Raw genomic sequence first — 19,207 nt, forward strand, 5'->3', positions numbered from 1 at the left:
CCTCGTTTTTCGGCCAACTTCCGGCCGAGTACAGCCGCTTGTCGCGGGCTCCCCCCAACAGCCCTTTCACCAGGGAGGAAAGGACCACCGGGCACGTGTGCGCCCTATGGCGACGGGGCAGGGACGGCATGCGCACTTCCCAGCGGCGGCGCCGAGTGGAACGCTTCGTGATCGAATGCTTCACGCCAAGTTGCCTTATCGACATAACGTCGGGTGCCGAACTGGTCCCGCCAACCTCATCCGACACAGTAGATTCGATCTTGGCTATCGCCGCGGGGGAGACGTGTAGACCGAGAGGACGCGACGATTGAGGGGGGCTTAGTTCCAATGAGCCAGGACTCCACGAACGGCCCGGCGACGACCCGCAAGCTGGCCGCGCGCCGCCGGCGCGAGATCGTGGCGGTGTTGCTCTTCAGCGGTGGTCCCATCTTCGAGAGCTCCATCCCGCTCTCCGTCTTCGGCATCGACCGCCAGGACGCGGGTGTCCCGCGCTACCGGCTGTTGGTGTGTGCGGGCGAGGACGGGCCGCTGCGTACCACCGGTGGGCTCCAGCTCAGCGCACCGTACGGGCTGGAGGCGCTCTCCCGCGCGGGCACCGTCGTGGTCCCCGCATGGCGCTCCATCACCCAGCCCCCGCCCACGGCGGCGCTGGACGCACTCCGCCGCGCGCACGAGGAGGGGGCGCGCATCATCGGTCTCTGCACCGGCGCTTTCGTGCTCGCCGCGGCCGGACTGCTGGACGGACGCCCCGCGACGACCCACTGGATGTACGCGCCGACACTCGCCAAGCGCTATCCCGCCGTCCATGTCGATCCCCGTGAACTGTTCGTGGACGACGGCGACATCCTCACCTCCGCGGGCACCGCCGCCGGGATCGACCTGTGCCTGCACGTGGTGCGCACCGATCACGGCGCCGAGGCGGCGGGCGCGCTGGCACGGCGCCTCGTGGTGCCCCCGCGCCGGGGCAACGGCGCGGAGACCGGCGGCCATCCACGGCATCTCGACCGCTCCTTACCAGAGGAAATCGGAGCCGATCCGCTCGCGGAGGTCGTCGCCTGGGCGCTGGAGCACCTGCACGAGCAGTTCGACGTGGAGACGCTCGCCGCACGTGCCTACATGTCCCGTCGGACCTTCGACCGGCGCTTCCGTTCCCTGACTGGGAGCGCTCCCCTCCAATGGCTGATCACCCAGCGGGTCCTCCAGGCCCAGCGGCTGCTGGAGACCTCCGACTATTCGGTGGACGAGGTCGCGGGCCGCTGCGGATTCCGCTCGCCCGTCGCGCTGCGCGGCCACTTCCGGCGCCAGCTCGGCTCCTCCCCCGCCGCCTACCGGGCCGCCTACCGCGCCCGGCGGCCGGACGCGGGCGCCGAGGACGTGCGGACGGAGTCGCTGGGCCACGAGCACCCCGGGCCTGTCCCGGGCCCCAGGCCGCCGGAACCGCTCCGCGAGCTGCGGGACCCGAGGGAGGTCAGGGAGGCACGGGAAGCCCGGGAGATGCGGGAGGGGCGCGACTTCCGTGAGCCCGGCCACGCCGCGCACGTGGGCCACACCGGCCAGCTCCGTGAACCGAGGGAGGCGCGAGAGGCCAGGGAGGCCAGGGAGGGACGCGGAGGCCGCATCGAACCGGGCAAACCGGATTCCGACGTCTACGCTCCACGGCTGCCGGGGCAGCGCGGGCGCAGCTCGGGCTGAGCGTCGGACGTAGGGTGAGGCGCATGAACGATCGCATGGTGTGGATCGACTGCGAGATGACGGGGCTCTCGCTGTCCGACGACGCGCTCATCGAGGTGGCGGCCCTGGTCACCGACTCGGAGCTGAACGTGCTCGGTGACGGTGTGGACATCGTCATCCGGCCCCCGGCCCGCTCCCTGGTGGCCATGCCCGAGGTGGTGCGCGAGATGCACACCGCCTCGGGCCTGCTCGACGAGCTGGACGAGGGCACGACGCTGGCCGACGCGCAGGAGCGCGTCCTCGCGTACATCCGCGAACACGTTCCGGAGCCGGGCAAAGCGCCGCTGTGCGGGAACTCCGTCGGCACCGACCGCGGCTTCCTCGCCCGTGACATGCCGGAGCTGGAGGGCTACCTCCACTACCGCATCGTCGATGTGTCCTCGGTCAAGGAACTGGCCCGCCGCTGGTTCCCGCGCGCCTACTTCAACAGCCCGGAGAAGAACGGCAACCACCGCGCGCTCGCGGACATCCGCGAGTCCATCGCCGAGCTGCGCTACTACCGCGAGGCGGTCTTCGTCCCCGCACCCGGACCGGACTCCGACGCGGCGAAGAAGATCGCGGCGAAGCACGTGCTCCCCCGCACATGAACCTGTGAGCGAGCACCCCCGCTGACCCTGTACACTCTTTCTCGGCCGGTCAGAAAAGCGCCGGTCATGGTGGATGTAGCTCAGATGGTAGAGCACCTGGTTGTGGTCCAGGATGTCGCGGGTTCAAGTCCCGTCATTCACCCTGAGAGGCAAGGCCCCCGGTCCGGGAACGGACCGGGGGCCTTCTTCGTACGCGGGGCCGGGGCCGGGGCAGGGGCGCCGGGGCCCGGCCAGTCGCACGGTCCAATCAGTCGGACGGGTCCGGCTGGTCGAACTCGGTCTCCAGGAGATCGAGTATCCGGCTCTCCTCCGGCCTCTCCGCCTCGTCCCCCGAGTTCGGGTCGGAGTCGGCCAGCAGGGCGTCGTCGTGGATGTCGGGCGTGGCGTCCGTCGGGTCGATGGTCATGGTTCCTCCGTGAGCGCGGGGCGTGCGGGCTCCTCGGCCCACGCTCAACGATCTACACCGTTCCCGGCCGCCCGGCACCCCGGGCGGTCCGTACGGGCCTCGCGGCACCCAGCGGCCATGACGTGCGTCACACCAGGCGGACGCCCTTCCTGGCCAGGTAGGCCACCGGGTCGACGTCGGAGCCGTAGCCGCGCTGCGCCCGTACCTCGAAGTGGAGGTGCGGGCCCGTGGTGCGTCCGCTGTTGCCGGAGCGGCCGATCCAGGTTCCGGCCCGCACCCGCTGGCCCCGCTGGACGGTGATCCGCGACAGGTGCGCGAAGAGCGTGTAGTGGCCGTCGTGCATACGGATCGTGACGGCCTTGCCGTAGGCGCCTGACCTTCCGGCGAAGACCACTGTGCCCGAGCCGACCGAGCGGACCGGGGTGCCCCTGGGGACCGCCAGGTCGATGCCGGTGTGGTGGCCCGCCGCCCACTTCCCCTTGATGCCGTACTTCTGCGAGACGCGGCCACCCGCCACGGGGCTCGCCCAGCCGCCCAGGTGGGTGAGCGCGTGAGCGTGCCCGGGGGCACGGGGGTGTGTCTGCGCCGCGACGGCCGTGTCAGCGGCCCCGGCGACGAGGAGGACGGCCGCCAGCGCGCCGCTCGCCAGTCCGGCCCGGCGACGGCGTGCCCCGGCCGCTGTTCCTGCCCCGTGTCGCGTTTCTGAGGTCATATCAGCCAAGCAAAGGGCAGGGAGCGCCGGCCCGCACCCGGGCACTGTCCGGAGGGGTGACCGGAACCGGAGGGGTGACCGGAACCGGAGGAGTGACCGGAAGCCCGACGGGCCCAAGAGCGCCGAGGGACACGGCTACTCGTCGGGGCACCACCACAGGAAGCAGCCGTCGTCCCCGTCGCCCGTGGGGGTGGGGCTCGGCTCGGGCGCGGGCGGCGGCGCGGTGGTGCCAGGACCGCTCGTACGGGTGGGCGCCGGTCCCTCCGCGCCGTCGCCGCCACCGCCCTCGGGAGCCCGGCCGTCACCGGTGGCCTCGGCGGGGTCCGCCGAGGCGCCGCCCGGGGCGCGCCCGTCCGGCGTGCCGGTGGCGTCGCCGGCATCGGCCGACGGCGACGCGGAAGCGGAAGCGGAACCAGACCTGTCCCCGTGCCCCGGCGAGGCGGACGTGCGCGCCGCAGAGGGCGGGGTGGCCGAGGGCGACGCGGCCGACGGGCCCTCGCCCACGGGGTGTTCGCCGGGGAGGACGTCGCCCACCTCGACCGCCGCGCCCGTGAGGGCGAGCCCCACGGCGAGGCCGAGCAGGACGCGCCGTCGCCGCTGTTTCGTACGGGACACGCGGTGCGCGGCGGGTCTGCGGCGACGGGACATCGCGTCACCGTACTTCCGTTCGCACGGGGCACCCCCTGGCGGGGTGCCGCCGCCCCACTTCCTTCACAGCATCCCGACGGTCCTCACGGCTGCCCCGGCCTCACCGGTGGTTCAAAGTCCCGAAGCCACCGGTTCGTCCCCGGAGCCCCGCCTCTCAGGACGAACCCCGGCGGACCAGCTCCGTCGGGAGCACCAGCCGGGGCCCCGGTGTCCTGGCCCCGGCCCCGCCCGCCGGGAGCGGCGGGCGGTCCCTGCGCCCCCGCGCGCCCGGCTCCCTTGCCATCAGCTCCAGCAGGGTCCTGGCCATCGCGCGCCCCATCTCCTCGATGGGCTGGCGCACCGTCGTCAGCGGCGGGTCCATGTGGCGGGCGACGGCCGAGTCGTCGAAGCCGACGAGCGCCACGTCGCCCGGCACGGTCCTGCCCGCCTCGCGCAGGGCCAGCCTGGCACCGGCGGCCATCACGTCGGAGGCGCAGAAGACGGCGTCCACGCCGGGCTCGCGCTCCAGCAGCTCGCGCATCGCGCGGTGGCCGCCCTCCTCCGTGAAGTCGCCGTGCGCGGTGAGCCGTTCGCCGTCCTCGCGGCCCGCGGCGCGCATCGCCTCGCGGTAGCCCTCCAGGCGGCACTGCGCCACGTACATGTCGAGGGGCCCCGTGATGGTGGCGACGGCGCGCCTGCCGCGCCCTATGAGGTGCTCGACGGCCTGCTGCGCTCCGCCCTGGTTGTCGCAGTCGACGTAGGGCACGGTCTCCCCGCCGGAGCGGCGCCCGTTGAGCACGGCGGGCATCTCGATGCGCTCCAGCAGGTCGGGCAGCGGATCGTCGGCGTGCACGGAGATGAGGAGCACTCCGTCGACACGATGAGCGGTGACGTACTGCGCGAAGCGGTCGCGCTCGCGTCGGCTGCGTATGAGTGTCAGCAGCAACTGCATGTCCGTGTCGGCCAGTTCCGCGCTGACGCCGCGCAGGATGCCGGAGAAGTACGGCTCGGCGAAGAGCCGGGTCTCGGGTTCGGGGACGACGAGCGCGATGGCGTCGGCGCTCCCTGCGGCGAGGGCGCGCGCCGCGCGGTTGGGCACGTAGCCCAGCTCGGCGACGGCCGCCTGTACTGCGGCGCGGGTGCGGTCGCTGACGCGCGGCGAGCCGTTGATCACCCGGGACACGGTGCCCCGGCCGACCCCCGCGCGGGCGGCGACCTGCTCCAGCGTGGGCCTCGCACCTCCGGCGCGGCCCGTGCGGACTACGGCCATGCTGCCTCCCCCTCATGGACATGTTCCCCGTCGCGTCCCCCGCCGTGCGCGGCGCGGGTGCGGGCCCTGCCTGTCATGCTGCCCGCTCGCGCGGGGCGCGCGGGGCCGTGCCGTACGGGACGGCCCCGCGGGGGCGCGCGGGGCGCGGGCGCGGGATCCGTACCGAGGGGATCATTGAACTACACCCCGCCGTGAGCCAGTTGCTGCCACATGCCTTGACACCCCGCGAGGGCTCCGGGACTCTTCAACTCATCACGACTGGGAGCGCTCCCAACGTACTTCCCCTCTACACAACCCGTACGTTCGGGAGGACGCCAACATGCGCATCGACAGCCGTACCTCCCCGCGCCGCCACCTGCGCCGCCGCCTCGCCGCGTCCGTCCTCACGGCCGCGCTAGGGGCAGGTCTGCTGGGGGGCTGTGCGGAGGACAGCGAAGACCCCGGTGCCGAGGACAGCGGCGGCAAGGGCGGGACCGTGGTCTCGGTCGGCGTCTTCGGTGTCTTCGGTTACAAGCAGGCCGGGCTCTATGACGAGTACGAGAAGCTCAACCCCGGTGTGACCATCAAGGAGAACTCGACCGAGCGCAACGAGGACTATTACCCGGCGCTCCTGAACCACCTCACCGCGGGCAGCGGCCTCAGCGACATCCAGGCGGTCGAGGTCGACAACATCAACGAGCTGGCCACCCTCCAGGCGGACAAGTTCGTCGACCTCGGCAAGGCGCCCGGGGTGGAGAAGGGCGACTGGCTCGACTGGAAGTGGGACCAGGCCGCCACCGAGAGCGGCAGCACCATAGGGCTGGGCACGGACATCGGCCCCATGGGCATCTGCTACCGCAAGGACCTGTTCAAGAAGGCCGGGCTGCCCACGGACCGCGACGAGGTGGGCGAGCTGTGGGCGGGCGACTGGAGCAAGTACGTCGACACCGGCGAGGACTACATGAAGAACGCGCCCGAGGGCACCGCCTTCATGGACGGCGCCGCGGGCCTCTACAACGGTTCCGTCTCCAGTTACGCGAAGAAGAACTACACGGCCGGGGGCAAGCTGATCTACAAGGACAGCGAGGCCGTCAACGAGTCGTGGGACCTGGCCATGCGCGCCGTCGAGGGGAAGATGACGGGCAAGCTGAAGCAGTTCGACAAGGCGTGGGACCAGGCGTACGCCAACGGGACCTTCGCCAGCGTGATCTGCCCGCCCTGGATGCTCGGCTACATCAAGGAGAAGGCGGGCGACAAGGCCGAGGACAAGTGGGACGTGGCCCCCGCGCCCAAGCCGGCGAACTGGGGCGGCTCCTTCCTGACCGTCCCGGAGAAGGCCAAGAACAAGGAAGAGGCCATCAAGCTCGCCACCTGGCTGACCGCTCCCCAGCAGCAGGCGAAGCTCTTCCAGAAGCAGGCCAGCTTCCCCAGCTCGTCCACCGCGCTGGAGCTGCCCGAGGTGAAGGACGCCAAGCACGCCTACTTCGGTGACGCGCCCATCGGGAAGATCTTCTCGGACGCCGCCAGGGGCATCCCGACGGCCGTCCTCGGCCCGAAGGACGGGCTCATCAAGCAGACCTTCACCGACGTGGGCATCCTCCAGGTCGAGCAGCAGGGCAAGTCCCCCGAAGAGGGCTGGGACGCGGCTGTGAAGAAGATCGATGACGTCGTCGAGGACTGACCGCATCCCGGGAACGGGCCCGGACTCGGGTCCTGACCGCACGGACGGCTCCCCCGGCCCGCGCACGACGCGGGCACGGGGGGCCGGACGGGCGCGGCGGGACGGGCCGGGGGGCGGCGGGACGCGCGCGGGCGGCACGGGGCGCTCGCGCGCGGCGGAACGCCGCAGCCGCCGCTACCGGCGGGACGCGAAGTGGAGCCCCTACGCCTTCATCTCGCCGTTCTTCCTCTTCTTCGCCGCCTTCGGCCTCTTCCCGCTGCTCTACACGGGCTGGGCCTCGCTCCACAAGGTCTCGCTGCACAGCCCCACCGACATGGAGTGGGCCGGGCTGCACAACTACTCCCGGCTGCTGGAGGACGAGTTCTTCTGGAACGCGCTGCGCAACACGTTCACCATCGGGGTCATCTCGACGGTGCCGCAGTTGCTGATGGCGCTGGGCCTGGCGCACCTCCTCAACTACCGGCTGCGCGGCAGCATGTTCTACCGCGTCGCGATGCTCACCCCGTACGCGACGTCCGTCGCCGCCGCGACCCTCGTCTTCACGCTGCTCTTCGGGCGGGACTACGGGATGATCAACTGGGCGTTCGGGCTCGTCGGCATCGACAACATCGACTGGGAGAACGGCACCTGGACCTCCCAGCTCGCGGTCTCCACCATCGTCATCTGGCGCTGGACGGGCTACAACGCGCTCATCTACCTCGCCGCCATGCAGTCGGTGCCGGACGACCTGTACGAGTCGGCGGCCCTCGACGGTGCCTCGCGCTGGCAGCAGTTCCTGCACGTCACGGTGCCGTCGCTGCGGCCGACGATCCTGTTCACCGTCGTCGTCTCGACCATCGGCGCCACTCAGCTCTTCGGTGAGCCGCTGCTGTTCGGCGGCTCGCAGTCGGGCGGGGGCTCGCACCAGTACCAGACGCTGGGCCTCTACCTGTACGAGCAGGGCTGGTTCAACTTCCACCTCGGCCGGGCGTCCGCCATCGCCTGGACGATGTTCCTGATCCTGATCGTGATCGGCCTGGTCAACTGGCTGATCGCCCGACGGCTCCAGAAGAGCCACGGAGGGGGTCCGTCATGACGACGCGGAGTGCGCTCGCCGTACGGGCCGAACGCGGCGACGAGGAGCCGGCGGACGGGCGCGGCGGGGCCGGTCGCGGACGGGGCACCCGCGGACGCGGCAGCGGTCGCGGGCGCGGAGGACGGGCACGGCGCGTGCGGCGGGCCGGCGCGGCCGGTTCCGCCGGGCGGCACCTGCACGGGGGCAGGCTGACCTACGCCGTGCTCGTCCTCTTCACCCTCGGCTCCCTCTTCCCGCTGGTGTGGACGGCGATCGCCGCGTCCCGCAACAACCAGCGGCTGGCCGAGACCCCGCCGCCCTTCTGGTTCGGCGGCAACCTCCTGAAGAACCTGGGCACCGCCTGGTCCGACGCGAACATGGGCAAGGCGCTGGTCAACACGGTGATCGTCGCGGGGGCCGTGTCGGTCAGCACCGTGCTGTTCGCCACGCTCGCCGGGTTCGCCTTCGCCAAGCTCCGCTTCCGCGCGAAGAACACCCTGCTCCTGCTGGTGATCGGCACGATGATGGTGCCGCCGCAGCTCAGCGTCGTGCCGCTGTTCATGGCCATCGCCGAGCTGGAGTGGACCAACCAGCTCCAGGCCGTGATCCTGCCGACGATGGTGAGCGCCTTCGGGGTGTTCTTCATGCGGCAGTACCTGGTGAGCGCGCTGCCCACCGAGCTGGTCGAGGCCGCCAGGGTGGACGGGGCGCACAGCCTGCGCGTGGTGTGGCACGTCGTCTTCCCCGTCGCCCGCCCGGCGATGGCGGTCCTGGGGATGCTCACCTTCGTGATGGCCTGGAACGAGTTCTTCTGGCCGATCATCGCGCTCACCCAGGAGAACCCGACCGTGCAGGTCGCCCTCACCGGGCTCGGCCAGGGTTACATCCCCGACGAGTCCGTGATCATGGCCGGTGCCCTGCTGGGCACGCTGCCGCTGCTGATCGCCTTCGGCCTGTTCGGCAAGCAGATCGTGGGCGGCATCATGCAGGGCGCCGTCAAGGGATGAGGCCAGGGGCGGCCCGGTCCTCGTCCCCGGCCCGGGCCGCCCCGCTTCCCCGCCCGCACCCCGCCCGGCCCCGTACGCCCGGCTCCACCCGCACCCCGTACGCACCGCCCGTACGCACTCTCCGTATCCGCACCCGTACCTCCAACCCTCGTACGCTCGCGAATGGGAGCGCTTCCATGACATTGACCTCCGAGGTGTCCACCTCCTCCGTACAGTTCCCCACCGACTTCCTGTGGGGCGCGTCCACGGCCGCCTACCAGGTCGAGGGCGCCACAGGGGAGGACGGCAGGACCCCCTCGATCTGGGACACGTTCGCGCACACCCCGGGAAAGGTGCTCGGCGGTGACACGGGCGACGTGGCCTGCGACCACTACCACCGCTTCCGGGACGACGTGGAGCTGATGTCCCGGCTCGGCCTCGGCGCCTACCGCTTCTCCGTCTCCTGGTCCCGCGTCCAGCCCATGGGCCGGGGCCCTGCCGTGCAGCGCGGACTGGACTTCTACCGCTCGCTGGTCGACGCGCTGCTGGCGAAGGGCATCACCCCCGTGCTCACCCTCTACCACTGGGACCTCCCCCAGGAACTGGAGGACCTCGGCGGCTGGCCGCACCGCGACACGGCCCACCGCTTCGCGGACTACGCGCGGCTGGTCGCCGACGCGCTCGGCGACCGCGTCGAGCTGTGGACCACCCTCAACGAGCCCTGGTGCAGCGCCTTCCTGGGCTACGGCTCCGGCGTCCACGCCCCGGGCCGCACCGACCACGTCGCCGCACTGCGCGCGGCCCACCACCTCAACCTCGGCCACGGCCTCGCGGCCCAGGCCCTGCGCGCCGCGCTGCCGGCGCGCGCCCAGCTCATGGTGAGCCTCAACCCCGCCGTCGTACGGGCCCGCACGGACTCGCCGGAGGACAGGGACGCGGCCCGTCGCGTCGACGCGCTGGCCACCCGCGTCTTCACCGGGCCCATGCTGCGCGGCGCCTACGACGACGACCTGTTCGCTGACACGGCGCGGCTGACCGACTGGTCCTTCGTACGGGACGGGGACACGGCGACGGCCGGGCAGCCCCTCGACGGGCTCTGCCTCAACTACTACACGCCGTCCCTCGTCTCCGCCGCGCCGCTCGACGGCACCGTCGAGCGCCACGACGGGCACGGGGACAGCGCGCACTCGCCGTGGCCGGCGGCGGAGGGGGTGGCGTTCCACCAGCCGCCCGGGGCCAGGACGGAGATGGGCTGGAGCATCGACCCGTCGGGGCTGACCGACCTGCTGCTGCGCTTCCACGACGAGGTCCCAGGACTGCCCCTCTACGTCACCGAGAACGGCGCCGCCTACGAAGACGTACCGGACGCGGAGGGCCGCGTGCACGACCCGGAGCGTGTGGCGTACGTGCACGGCCATCTGGCCGCCGTCCACCGGGCGCTGGCCGGGGGCGCGGATGTGCGGGGCTACTTCCTGTGGTCCCTGCTGGACAACTTCGAGTGGGCCTACGGGTACAGCAAGCGCTTCGGCGCCGTACGGGTCGACTTCGGGACGCAGCGGCGCGTGCCGAAGACCTCCGCACGCTGGTACGCGGAGGTGGCCAGAACGGGCGCGCTGCCCGACGTCGCGGAGGTCCCCGAGGTGGCTGACGCGGCCGACGTGACCGGGGTGGCCGACGTGACCGGTGCGGCGGAGGCGGAGGCGGCGCCGGACGAGCGGTAGCGGACAGAGGGGGCGGGGCGCAGCGGGTGGGGGGAGTGGTGCTTCCGCTGCGCCCCGCTCCGTGCCGGGGTCCTGGGGGCGACCCCGGGTGGGGGGTGGTGGTTCCGGTTCCGGTCTACGGGGTGTTCAGCCGTCGCTCAGCCGGTGAACGCCTTCGTGAAGTCGAAGTCGCCCTGCTCGATGCTCGAACACGTCGGGTCCGCCTGGTCCTTGGGGCCGCCGGGGCACGCCTTGTCGCGGGTGCCCGACCACATGGACAGCCAGCCCATGCCCTTCTCGTCGGCGAACTTCCGCACCTCGGTGGCGTCCTCGGGCTTGAAGACCTCCACGACCACGTCGTTGACGCCGATCATCGGCGTGATGGCCACGGTCTTCCACGCCTCGGCGTCGTCCTCGATGCCGAGCGACTCCTTGACCTGCTTCTGGGTGGCGGTCGCCGCCTGGGTCGCGTACTCGCCCATGTCGCCGTCGTAGGACGGGCCGTAGTCCATCGCCATGATGTTGACGGCGGAGACCTTCACCCCGTTCGCCTTGGCGTCCTCCAGGAGGGCGACCCCGTCCTGGGTGAGGCCCTCCGGCATGACGGGGAGGGTGAAGGAGACGTCCAGGTCCTCGTGGGACTTCTGGAGCGCGGCGATGGCCTTGGCACGCTTGGTGTTGGCGGCGGTGTCGGGGAGGGCGCCGCCCTCGATGTCGAAGTCGGCCTTCTTCAGGTCGTAGGTGTCCACGACCTTCGCGTACGCCTTCTCCAGCTCCTCCGCCGAGCCGCAGGCCAGGCCGAGTTCGGAGCCGTTGGCGCCGCCGAAGGAGACCCGTACGTCGCCGCCCTTGGCGCGCAGCTCGTCGATCTGCTGGGCCACCGGGTTGTCGCCGAGGTCCTGGGTGCCGCCCCACTTGGGGGTGCAACCGCCGTCGGCGGCGGTGACGAAGGCGAGGTTGTACTCCTTGACGCCGGTCGCCTCGGCGCTCTTGAGCAGGTCGTACGAGGGCTGGAGCGAGGTGTCGACGTAGGGCGCGAAACCGGTTCCGGCCGCCGCCTCCGTGCCCTCTCCGGCCGTGGTCGTACCCGCCGTCGCGTTGGCGGCGAGCACGAAGCCCCCGCCCGCCACGATGGCCGCTGCCGCGGCTGCCCCGGTCAACTTCACTCTGCGGCTGGTACGGCGGCGGTGTCCGGCGTTGTTCGTCATCGTGGTGCTGCCTCGCTCATGTGGGGGGACATGGGAACGAGCAGCACGCTAGCTCCGCCGAATCGGACATTTGCCCGGTACGGGACGGCGGTCGCGGACCTTATGACGCCCTTAAGGCAGCGAAAAGGACGCGCTCAGCCTCGGAGGGCCGCGCGACACGGGGCGGGTGTTTCCGGCTACGTCTCACGGGCACCGACGGGCCCGGGGCGGGCGTCGGCCGGGACCGGGGCGGACGCGCGGCGGCGCGCGCCGGACACGTCAGCCGGGCGTCAGCCGGACGCAGGCCGGGCACGGGGCGAGCGTGGGGCGACGGGTCCCGGACCGCTGCCCCGCCCGGCCCAGGCCCGGTTCAAGCCCGGACCAGGCCCGGTTCAGACCCGGCGTCGTCCCGGCAGGAGGGGTCCCAGGAGGTGCCCGTGCCGTCGGCGGGAGGTCCTGCGGTGAGCCCGTACGGCACCGAAGCGGCCCCCGCCGTGCAGCGCCAACCACACCCGTACCTCGGTACCGCCCAGCACCGAGCGTCCCAGCCGCACATCGCCGCCCGTCGACTCCGCGACCCGGCGCACGATGTCGAGGCCGAGCCCCGTCGAACCGGGGCCGCCGTCGCCGTGGCCCCGGCGCAGGGCCGCGGCCGGGTCGGCGATGCCGCGGCCCGCGTCCGAGACCAGGATGATCACGGCGTCCTCCGCGCTGTGCACGTCGACCGAGAACGCCGTGCCCTCGGGCGTGTGCCGGAAGACGTTGCCGAGCATCGCATCGAGCGCGGCGGCCAGCTCGGCGCGCGCGACCGGCACCCGCACCGGGCGCTCCACCCCGGCGAGCCGCACCTCGCGGCCCTCGTCCTCGGCCAGCGCCGACCAGAAGCCCATCCGCTCCCTGATCACCTCGGCCGCGTCGCTCCCCGAGGTGACGCCCGCGCCGGTGGACTGTGCGCGCTGCTCCCGCGCGGTACGGATGATCTGGTCCACCTCGCCCTCCAGTTGCGCGACGGCCGAGCGCGTCTGCTCGGCCGCGTCGCCCTCGCCCAGGGAGGCGGCGTTCAGCCGCAGCACGGTCAGCGGGGTGCGCAGCCGGTGCGAGAGGTCTGCGGCCAGTTCGCGCTCGTTGGCGAGGAGCTGGACGACCTGGTCGGCCATGGAGTTGAACGCGACGGCCGCCGAGCGCAGCTCCGTCGGCCCCTCCTCGGGCACCCGCACCCCCAGCTTGCCCTCGCCCAGGTCGTGCGCGGCACCGGCCAGCCGCTCGGCGGGGCCGACCATGCGGGTGCCGAGCCGGTCGGCGACCGCGACCGAGCCGACGACGAGCGCGAGCCCGACGCCCGCGAGGACCACCCACGCCGTGGTGACGCCGTTGCCGACCTCGTCGTCCGGTACAAAGACCTCGACCACGGCCACCTTTCCGCTGGCCACGGCGGTGGGCTGGAGCAGCGCGAAGCCGCCGGGCACGGAGACGCTGGACGCACGGCCCAGCCGCTGCGCCGTCGCCAGGTCGTCCTCCGAAGCGCGCCGCTCGCCGACGACCACGGGCGCACGTCCCTTGGCACCGGCCGTGCCCGGCACACCGGGCACGTGCACCGCCAGCCGCCCGTCGGCACCCGCCTGGGTGCTGGCCACGGCGCGCTTGAGCGCCTGCCGGTCGGTGGTGATCGCGAGCGCGGGGCCGACGGCCGCCGCCTGCCGCTCCGCGTTCGAGAACGCGCGGTCGCGGGCCATCTCCTTGACGACGAGCCCGAGCGGTACGGCGAAGGCCACCACCACCATGACGGTCACGGCGAGGCACACCTTCACCAGCGCCCATCTCACGGCCCGGGCTCCCCTGCCTCCCCTGCCGCCCCGAACCCTCCGGCCCCGCCTGCCTCCCGTGGCGGCTCCAGCTTGACGCCGACGCCGCGCAGGGTGTGCAGATAGCGCGGGCTGGCGGCGGTCTCGCCGAGCTTGCGCCGCAGCCAGGAGAGGTGCACGTCGATGGTCTGGTCGTCCCCGTAGGACTGCTGCCACACCTCGGCCAGCAGCTCCCTGCGCGCGACGACGACGCCGGGCCGCCCGGCGAGGAACGCCAGCAGGTCGAACTCGCGCCGCGTCAGGTCCAGCAGCGCCCCGTCCAGCTCCGCCTGCCGCCGCAGCGGATCGATGGCGAGCCCGCCCACGCGGATGACGCGGTCCTCGCCGACGGCCCCCGGCGCCCCGGCACCGCCGCGCGAGCGGCGCAGCACGGCGGCCATGCGCGCGGAGAGGTGCTCGACGGAGAAGGGCTTGACGAGGTAGTCGTCGGCGCCGTCGTTGAGGAGCCGGACGATCTCGGTCTCGTCGTCGCGGGCCGTGGCGATGATGACGGGTACGTCGGTGATCCCCCGGAGCATCTTCAGCGCCTCGGCGCCGTCCAGATCGGGGAGCCCGAGATCGAGAATGACCACGTCGAACCCGACGTGTGCCACCTCCCGCAGCGCCTCCAGTGCCGTGCCCACACTGCGCACGGTGTGGGACGCCTCGGTGAGGTGCCGTATGAGGGCGGAGCGTACGAACTGGTCGTCCTCGACCACGAGCACACTTGCCATGGGCGGAACCGTACGCCATTACAGTGTGCGGGATGCAACGACGAGGACTGGTGCACGCGGCGGCGTGGACCCTGGCCACGGGGGCGGCCGTCACGCTGTCGTGGTTCGGCGTCCACACCGTGCTGTCGGGTACGGCCTACGATCCGCCGCGCGCCCTCCCCTTGTCCGAAGCGTCGCCCTCGCAGGCCGAGCCCCGCGCCTCCTCCACCCACCGGCCCAAGCCCTCCCCCTCCTCCCCGAAGCCCTCCACGAGCGCTCCCCGCAAGCCGTCGAAGTCGCCCGGAACCGGCTCCTCCTCGAAGAAGCCGTCCACCGGTTCCCGCAGCCCCTCGGGGGCGGCGCCCGAGGGGAACGTGGAGGGCGAGACCGTCGCGGGAGGGCGTGCCGTGTTCGACATGGGTGAGGCGTCGGCCTCGCTGGTGTCGGCGACGCCGCACGCGGGCTGGGACATGAAGGTGTGGCGGGCCGACCACTGGGTCCGTGTGACCTTCACCAAGGGTGACACGTCGTCCTCGGTCTTCTGCCGCTGGGACGACGGCCCGCCCCGCCTCGAGACGTTCGAGGGCTGACCGCGCCGTCCCTGACCGTCAGCGGAAGGCGTTCGCGGGCGGCAGGGGCGAGGGCCTCGCCGTCGCGTCCCTGACGGGTTCTGCTCCGGCCGCGAAGTCCGCGAGCGCCTTGCCGTGTTCGACGCGTGCGGGGTGGGGGTCGCCCGCGGCGCGCCGCGTCAGCTCGGCGACGGGCAACTCGCCGTCGGAGGCGAGGAGTACGGCGTTCCCGAAGCGCCGCCCCCGCAGCACGGCCGGGTCCGCGACGAGACACGCCTCAGCGAAGACCGCGCGCACGGTGGCGACTTGGGCCCGCATGTACGCGAGCGGCGCCTCACCGGAGCCGCCCGTACGCGACGAACGGGAGGGCCCGTCGGCGAGGTTGGCCGCGTAGTAGCCGCCGGGCCGCAGCACGCGGCGTACCTCGTCGAGGAATTCGGTGGTGGTGAGGTGCGCGGGGGTGCGGGCTCCGCTGAACACGTCCGCGATCACGAGGTCGGCCCAGCCCTCGGGGAGCTTCCCGAGTCCGGTGCGGGCATCGCCGCCGCGTACCCGTATCCGCCACTCCCGTTCCAGCGGCAGCCACTCGCGCACGAACGCCACCAGCGGCGCGTCCACCTCCACGACCTGCTGCGTGGAACGCGGCCTGGTGGCGGCGACGTAACGGGCGAGGGTGAGCGCGCCCCCGCCCAGGTGCAGCACCCGGACCGGGCGCCCCGGGGGCGCCACGAGGTCGGCGACGTGGCCGAGTCTGCGCTGGTACTCGAAGCCGAGGTGGGCTGGGTCCGCCAGATCGACGTGCGACTGGGGGGCGCCGTCCAGTAGCAGGGTCCAGGCGCGGGCCCTGTCCGGGTCGGGCAGCAACTGCGCGAGGCCGCCTTCGACGTCCGCGCTCAGCGCCTCACGCGCCTGACGCGCCCGCGCTCGCCCTCGCCGCCTGTCGTTCGCCACGTGGCCAGTATCGCCGAGGGTGCTGTGTCGCGCGGTGCGGGTGCGGGGCGAACGCGGCGCTGTGCGGTGCGGTCGTACGAGGCCCGTGACGGTGCGCGGCGCGGTGGGCCCTTCCACGTTTCCACCGCGCCGCGCGCCCGCCTTCCCCCTCCCCCGGGAGGCCGAGAAACACGGCTCCCCCCTCTCCCCGCCACGACGGCGGGAAACCCCTCACACCTTGTGGGCCGGGAACACCTGCCGGGCGGCCCTCACCCCCACCCCGCAGGGGTGAGGGGCGCCGTTCCGGTGCCCCGGCGGCCGGGAAGTCTCCCGGAGGGGATCAGTGGCAGCGGTCCGCGGCCTCGATGGTGCGCGCCGCCTCGCCGAGCGCTTCCCGCAGCCGCGCGGGCTCGGTGGCCACCGCGTACGCGGTGGCGGGCGGCACGAGCCACCCCGTGCCCGCGACAGGCGGCTCCTCGGCCGTCGCGCGCGGACGCACGAGAGTCTGCGTGCACGCGCTGCCCGGCAGGTCCCAGCAGGCCGCCGTACCGGGCGGAACGAGGAACCCGAGGGTGTCGCCGGGCGCGTCGTGGAGCACGGGGCCCACCTCGTCGCGCAGCCGGAGGATGTCGACCGCCTCCAGGCCCTGCCGGGCCGGGACGGTCACCAAGTCGCAGGGCTCCGGGCGCGGAAGGCCCGCGCCGGGCGCCCCGGCCGACGGAGTGGTCCGCCGGGCGGCGTCCCACCCGCCGCCCACGGTGGTGCCGTTGCCTACGCCAGTGTTCAACACAGGGGCCCCTCCTCCGAACTCCTCGCCCGCGATGGTCATGCCGAGTTCAACGCCCGGGGACGTCAACGGCTACGGCGGCCGACCGCCGCAAAGGATGGCACTTCATGGCGGATCAAGGGTGAGATATCCGTTTTGTAGCCAAACACTGTGTGGCGAACCCGTCACAGACGGTACGGTCCCGCCATGGCGTCGTCACCTTCCGCGTCACGCGGTTCGCGTCGCGGGCCGAACACGGCCTTCCGGCGGCTGCGCGGCACGCTGTCGCCCGGCGAGTTCGCAGCAGCCGTACGCCGGTCCGCACGCGAGATCGGCGAACAGGTCTCCTGCGATGCCCGTTATATCGGGCGGGTGGAGGCCGGTGAGATCCAATGTCCCAATTACGCGTACGAGCGGGTTTTCCTGCACATGTTTCCGGGCTACTCGCTCATGGACATGGGCTTCGCACCCCGCGAGTCCGTGCGGGGACGCGCGGCCCGTACTCAAAAGGGGGCGCTGGGAGGTGATGACGCGCCCATACATCCGGTGCTGCTCCAGACAGAGATCCGTACCGCCAGGGGCCATCACTGGCGTATCGACTGTTCCAAGATCGACGAGGAGAGCGACGTGCTACGCCGCGCGTTCATGACCAGCGGCTCCGCCGCCCTGGCGACCGTTTCGTTCGGTGGCCCCGCAGCGGGCAAGGCCAGCGCCGCAGCCCCCACGGCCGCCTCTTCCGCGAGACGGGTCGGCGATTCCGAGGCCGAGGCCGTCGAGCGGGCCGTGCGCCACATCCGCCTGCTCGACGACCGGCACGGCGCCGACGGCCTCTACAAACGTGCGGGCGACTCGCTCCGCGCCGCCTACGAGTTGCTCGACGCCGGTACGCACCGCCGTGCCGTGTCCGACAGGTTGCACGCCGGTGCCGGTGAACTCGCCATCTCCGTGGGCTGGCTGGCCCACGACTCGGGCCGTTTCGGCGACGCCCGCTCCCACTACGCGGAGGCGCTGGCCACCGCGCGCGTCGCGGGGGACCCCGCGCTGGAGGCGCACGCCTTCTGCAACACGGCCTTCCTCGCCCGCGACGCGGACCGCCCGCGCGAGGCCGTACGGGCCGCGCAGGCCGGGCAGCAGGCGGCGAAGCATCTGGGCTCCGCGCGGCTGCTGTCGCTGCTCACCCTGCGGGAGGCGGGCGGCTGGGCCGGGCTCGGCGACCGCACCGCCTGCGAGGAGGCGCTGTCCAGGGCGCACACGCTGTTCGGCTCCGGCCCCTCCGACGCCGACCCCGAATGGATGAGTTTCTTCGGTGAGGCCGAGCTGGAGGGCCTGGAGGCGCAGTGCTGGTCGGCGCTCGGCGACTGGGGGCGCGCCGCGGAGCACGCCCGTCGCGCCGTGGCCCTCCAGGACCCGCACTTCGTGCGCAACACGGCGCTCTTCACCGCCGAGCTGGCCGGTGACCTCGCGGCGCAGCGGCGCCCCGACGAGGCCGCCGACGCGGGCAGCAGGGCGCTGGCGCTGCTGGGTCCGGTGCAGTCCACCCGTATCCGCGCGATGCTGGAGACGGCGGCGAAACGGTTGCGTCCGTTCGCGGAGGAACGTTCCGTGGCCGCCTTCCTGGGCCATCTGCCGCGTACGGCCTGATCCGGATCGCGGCCTGATCCGCGTCGTACGGTCCGGCCTTCCGGAGCCCGGGGCCTGTGTCCCGGGCTCCGGGCGTGCCGGGGCCTCGCGGGCTCCCGGTCTCGTCCCGATCGGCCCGGCGGCTCAGTCCAGGTGGCCCGTGTCGTTCCAGCGCTCGATCGCGGGGGCGCCGTAGGCCCAGCCCAGGACCGAGAGCGAGGCGGGGGAAAGGCGCAGCCGGGCGGCGAAGGCGGGGTCGTAGCCCAGCCAGCGGGCGCCCAGGACGCGCAGCACGTGGCCGTGCGCGAAGACCATCACGTCGCGTTCGGCCGAACGGGCCCACTCGACGACCTCGTCCATGCGCGCGCCGACCGAGGAGAGCGCCTCGCCGCCCTCGACTCCGTCGCGCCAGATGAACCAGTCCTCCCCCGCGCGCTCCCGGATCTGCTCGGGCACCAGGCCCTCGTAGGCGCCGTAGTCCCACTCCATCAGCGTGTCCCACTCCTGGGCACGCCCGTCGCCGAAGCCCGCGAGGTCGCAGGTCTCGCGGGCCCGCGAGAGCGGGCTGGTGCGCACCTCGACGCCGGGGAGTCCGTCCCAGGGGGACCTGTGCAGCCGCTCGCCGAGCAGCTTGGCCGCCGCGCGGCCCTCGTCCAGCAGGGGGATGTCTGTGCGGCCTGTGTGCTGGCCGGTCACGGACCACTCGGTCTGTCCGTGCCGCACCAGCAGGATGCGCGCTGCCATCGGTACCTCTTCCGCATCTACGGCCTGATCTGCTCCTCTCCATCTTCGCGCAACTGATCGCCGGGCGACTTCCGGGGCCGTCGCGGGGCCCGTGCCGGGAGGGC

At 72.8% G+C, this 19,207-nt stretch carries 18 protein-coding genes and 1 tRNA gene; 9 read left to right on the top strand and 10 right to left on the bottom strand.

Features of this window, described 5'->3' with window-relative positions:
* Positions 1–327: 327 nt before the first annotated feature.
* The 3 genes from ACYVOO_RS31095 to ACYVOO_RS31105 all read left to right on the top strand — a co-directional run bounded on the left by ACYVOO_RS31095 (position 328) and on the right by ACYVOO_RS31105 (position 2,460).
* Positions 328–1,692 carry a helix-turn-helix domain-containing protein gene (locus tag ACYVOO_RS31095; RefSeq protein ID WP_461019048.1) on the top strand — a complete coding sequence of 455 codons (1,365 nt, stop codon included), beginning with the start codon at positions 328–330 and terminating at the stop codon, positions 1,690–1,692.
* A 23-nt stretch (positions 1,693–1,715) separates the two neighbouring features.
* Positions 1,716–2,318 carry an oligoribonuclease gene (orn, locus tag ACYVOO_RS31100; protein ID WP_461019049.1) on the top strand — a complete coding sequence of 201 codons (603 nt, stop codon included), beginning with the start codon at positions 1,716–1,718 and terminating at the stop codon, positions 2,316–2,318.
* A gap of 69 nt (positions 2,319–2,387) precedes the next feature.
* Positions 2,388–2,460, top strand: a tRNA-His gene (locus tag ACYVOO_RS31105).
* 105 nt (positions 2,461–2,565) lie between these two features.
* Here the strand turns inward: ACYVOO_RS31105 and ACYVOO_RS31110 are convergent.
* The 4 genes from ACYVOO_RS31110 to ACYVOO_RS31125 form a co-directional block, all read right to left on the bottom strand.
* On the bottom strand, positions 2,566–2,724 hold the full coding sequence (locus tag ACYVOO_RS31110; protein ID WP_453345622.1) for a hypothetical protein: 159 nt from the start codon (positions 2,722–2,724) through the stop codon (positions 2,566–2,568).
* Positions 2,725–2,851: 127 nt separating this feature from the next.
* A complete protein-coding gene (locus tag ACYVOO_RS31115; RefSeq protein WP_461019050.1) occupies positions 2,852–3,436 on the bottom strand; it encodes a murein hydrolase activator EnvC family protein in 585 nt (194 codons plus the stop codon).
* Positions 3,437–3,571: 135 nt separating this feature from the next.
* Positions 3,572–4,084 carry a hypothetical protein gene (locus ACYVOO_RS31120; protein WP_461019051.1) on the bottom strand — a complete coding sequence of 171 codons (513 nt, stop codon included), beginning with the start codon at positions 4,082–4,084 and terminating at the stop codon, positions 3,572–3,574.
* Positions 4,085–4,238: 154 nt separating this feature from the next.
* The gene (locus tag ACYVOO_RS31125; RefSeq protein ID WP_461019052.1) at positions 4,239–5,333 is read right to left on the bottom strand and encodes a LacI family DNA-binding transcriptional regulator; all 1,095 of its coding nucleotides are present in this window, start codon (positions 5,331–5,333) and stop codon (positions 4,239–4,241) included.
* 319 nt (positions 5,334–5,652) lie between these two features.
* Here ACYVOO_RS31125 and ACYVOO_RS31130 point away from each other — a divergent pair, with 319 nt between their 5' ends.
* From ACYVOO_RS31130 to ACYVOO_RS31145, 4 genes are all read left to right on the top strand, one after another.
* Positions 5,653–6,993: an ABC transporter substrate-binding protein gene (locus ACYVOO_RS31130; protein WP_461019053.1), complete on the top strand. Its 1,341-nt coding sequence runs from the start codon at positions 5,653–5,655 to the stop codon at positions 6,991–6,993.
* The gene (locus ACYVOO_RS31135) at positions 6,974–8,068 is read left to right on the top strand and encodes a carbohydrate ABC transporter permease (RefSeq protein ID WP_461019054.1); all 1,095 of its coding nucleotides are present in this window, start codon (positions 6,974–6,976) and stop codon (positions 8,066–8,068) included. The genes ACYVOO_RS31130 and ACYVOO_RS31135 overlap by 20 nt, the downstream gene beginning before the upstream one ends.
* A complete protein-coding gene (locus ACYVOO_RS31140) occupies positions 8,065–9,054 on the top strand; it encodes a carbohydrate ABC transporter permease (RefSeq protein WP_461019055.1) in 990 nt (329 codons plus the stop codon). Before ACYVOO_RS31135 ends, ACYVOO_RS31140 begins: the two co-directional genes overlap by 4 nt.
* Positions 9,055–9,230: 176 nt before the next feature.
* On the top strand, positions 9,231–10,754 hold the full coding sequence (locus tag ACYVOO_RS31145; protein ID WP_461019056.1) for a GH1 family beta-glucosidase: 1,524 nt from the start codon (positions 9,231–9,233) through the stop codon (positions 10,752–10,754).
* A 137-nt stretch (positions 10,755–10,891) separates the two neighbouring features.
* Here ACYVOO_RS31145 and ACYVOO_RS31150 read toward each other — a convergent pair whose 3' ends face one another.
* The 3 genes from ACYVOO_RS31150 to ACYVOO_RS31160 all read right to left on the bottom strand — a co-directional run bounded on the left by ACYVOO_RS31150 (position 10,892) and on the right by ACYVOO_RS31160 (position 14,495).
* Positions 10,892–11,899, bottom strand: coding sequence for a chitinase (locus tag ACYVOO_RS31150; RefSeq protein WP_461019057.1), 1,008 nt, complete (start codon positions 11,897–11,899; stop codon positions 10,892–10,894).
* 413 nt (positions 11,900–12,312) lie between these two features.
* Positions 12,313–13,743, bottom strand: coding sequence for a HAMP domain-containing sensor histidine kinase (locus ACYVOO_RS31155; RefSeq protein ID WP_461019058.1), 1,431 nt, complete (start codon positions 13,741–13,743; stop codon positions 12,313–12,315).
* Positions 13,740–14,495: a response regulator transcription factor gene (locus ACYVOO_RS31160; protein WP_461019059.1), complete on the bottom strand. Its 756-nt coding sequence runs from the start codon at positions 14,493–14,495 to the stop codon at positions 13,740–13,742. Before ACYVOO_RS31160 ends, ACYVOO_RS31155 begins: the two co-directional genes overlap by 4 nt.
* Positions 14,496–14,527: 32 nt before the next feature.
* Here ACYVOO_RS31160 and ACYVOO_RS31165 point away from each other — a divergent pair, with 32 nt between their 5' ends.
* Positions 14,528–15,064 (top strand): hypothetical protein, encoded by a 537-nt coding sequence (locus ACYVOO_RS31165; protein ID WP_461019060.1) that lies wholly within the window; start codon positions 14,528–14,530, stop codon positions 15,062–15,064.
* 18 nt (positions 15,065–15,082) lie between these two features.
* On the opposite strand, the gene ACYVOO_RS31170 is transcribed toward ACYVOO_RS31165, so the two are convergent.
* Positions 15,083–15,994 (bottom strand): spermidine synthase, encoded by a 912-nt coding sequence (locus ACYVOO_RS31170; protein ID WP_461019061.1) that lies wholly within the window; start codon positions 15,992–15,994, stop codon positions 15,083–15,085.
* A 319-nt stretch (positions 15,995–16,313) separates the two neighbouring features.
* Positions 16,314–16,760 (bottom strand): hypothetical protein, encoded by a 447-nt coding sequence (locus tag ACYVOO_RS31175; protein ID WP_461019062.1) that lies wholly within the window; start codon positions 16,758–16,760, stop codon positions 16,314–16,316.
* 186 nt (positions 16,761–16,946) lie between these two features.
* Here ACYVOO_RS31175 and ACYVOO_RS31180 point away from each other — a divergent pair, with 186 nt between their 5' ends.
* Positions 16,947–18,380, top strand: a complete 1,434-nt coding sequence (locus tag ACYVOO_RS31180; protein WP_461019063.1) for a tetratricopeptide repeat protein — start codon at positions 16,947–16,949, stop codon at positions 18,378–18,380.
* Between the two features lie 123 nt (positions 18,381–18,503).
* On the opposite strand, the gene ACYVOO_RS31185 is transcribed toward ACYVOO_RS31180, so the two are convergent.
* Positions 18,504–19,103: a histidine phosphatase family protein gene (locus tag ACYVOO_RS31185; protein ID WP_461019064.1), complete on the bottom strand. Its 600-nt coding sequence runs from the start codon at positions 19,101–19,103 to the stop codon at positions 18,504–18,506.
* Positions 19,104–19,207: the final 104 nt, after the last annotated feature.

The organism is Streptomyces daliensis (assembly GCF_054782395.1).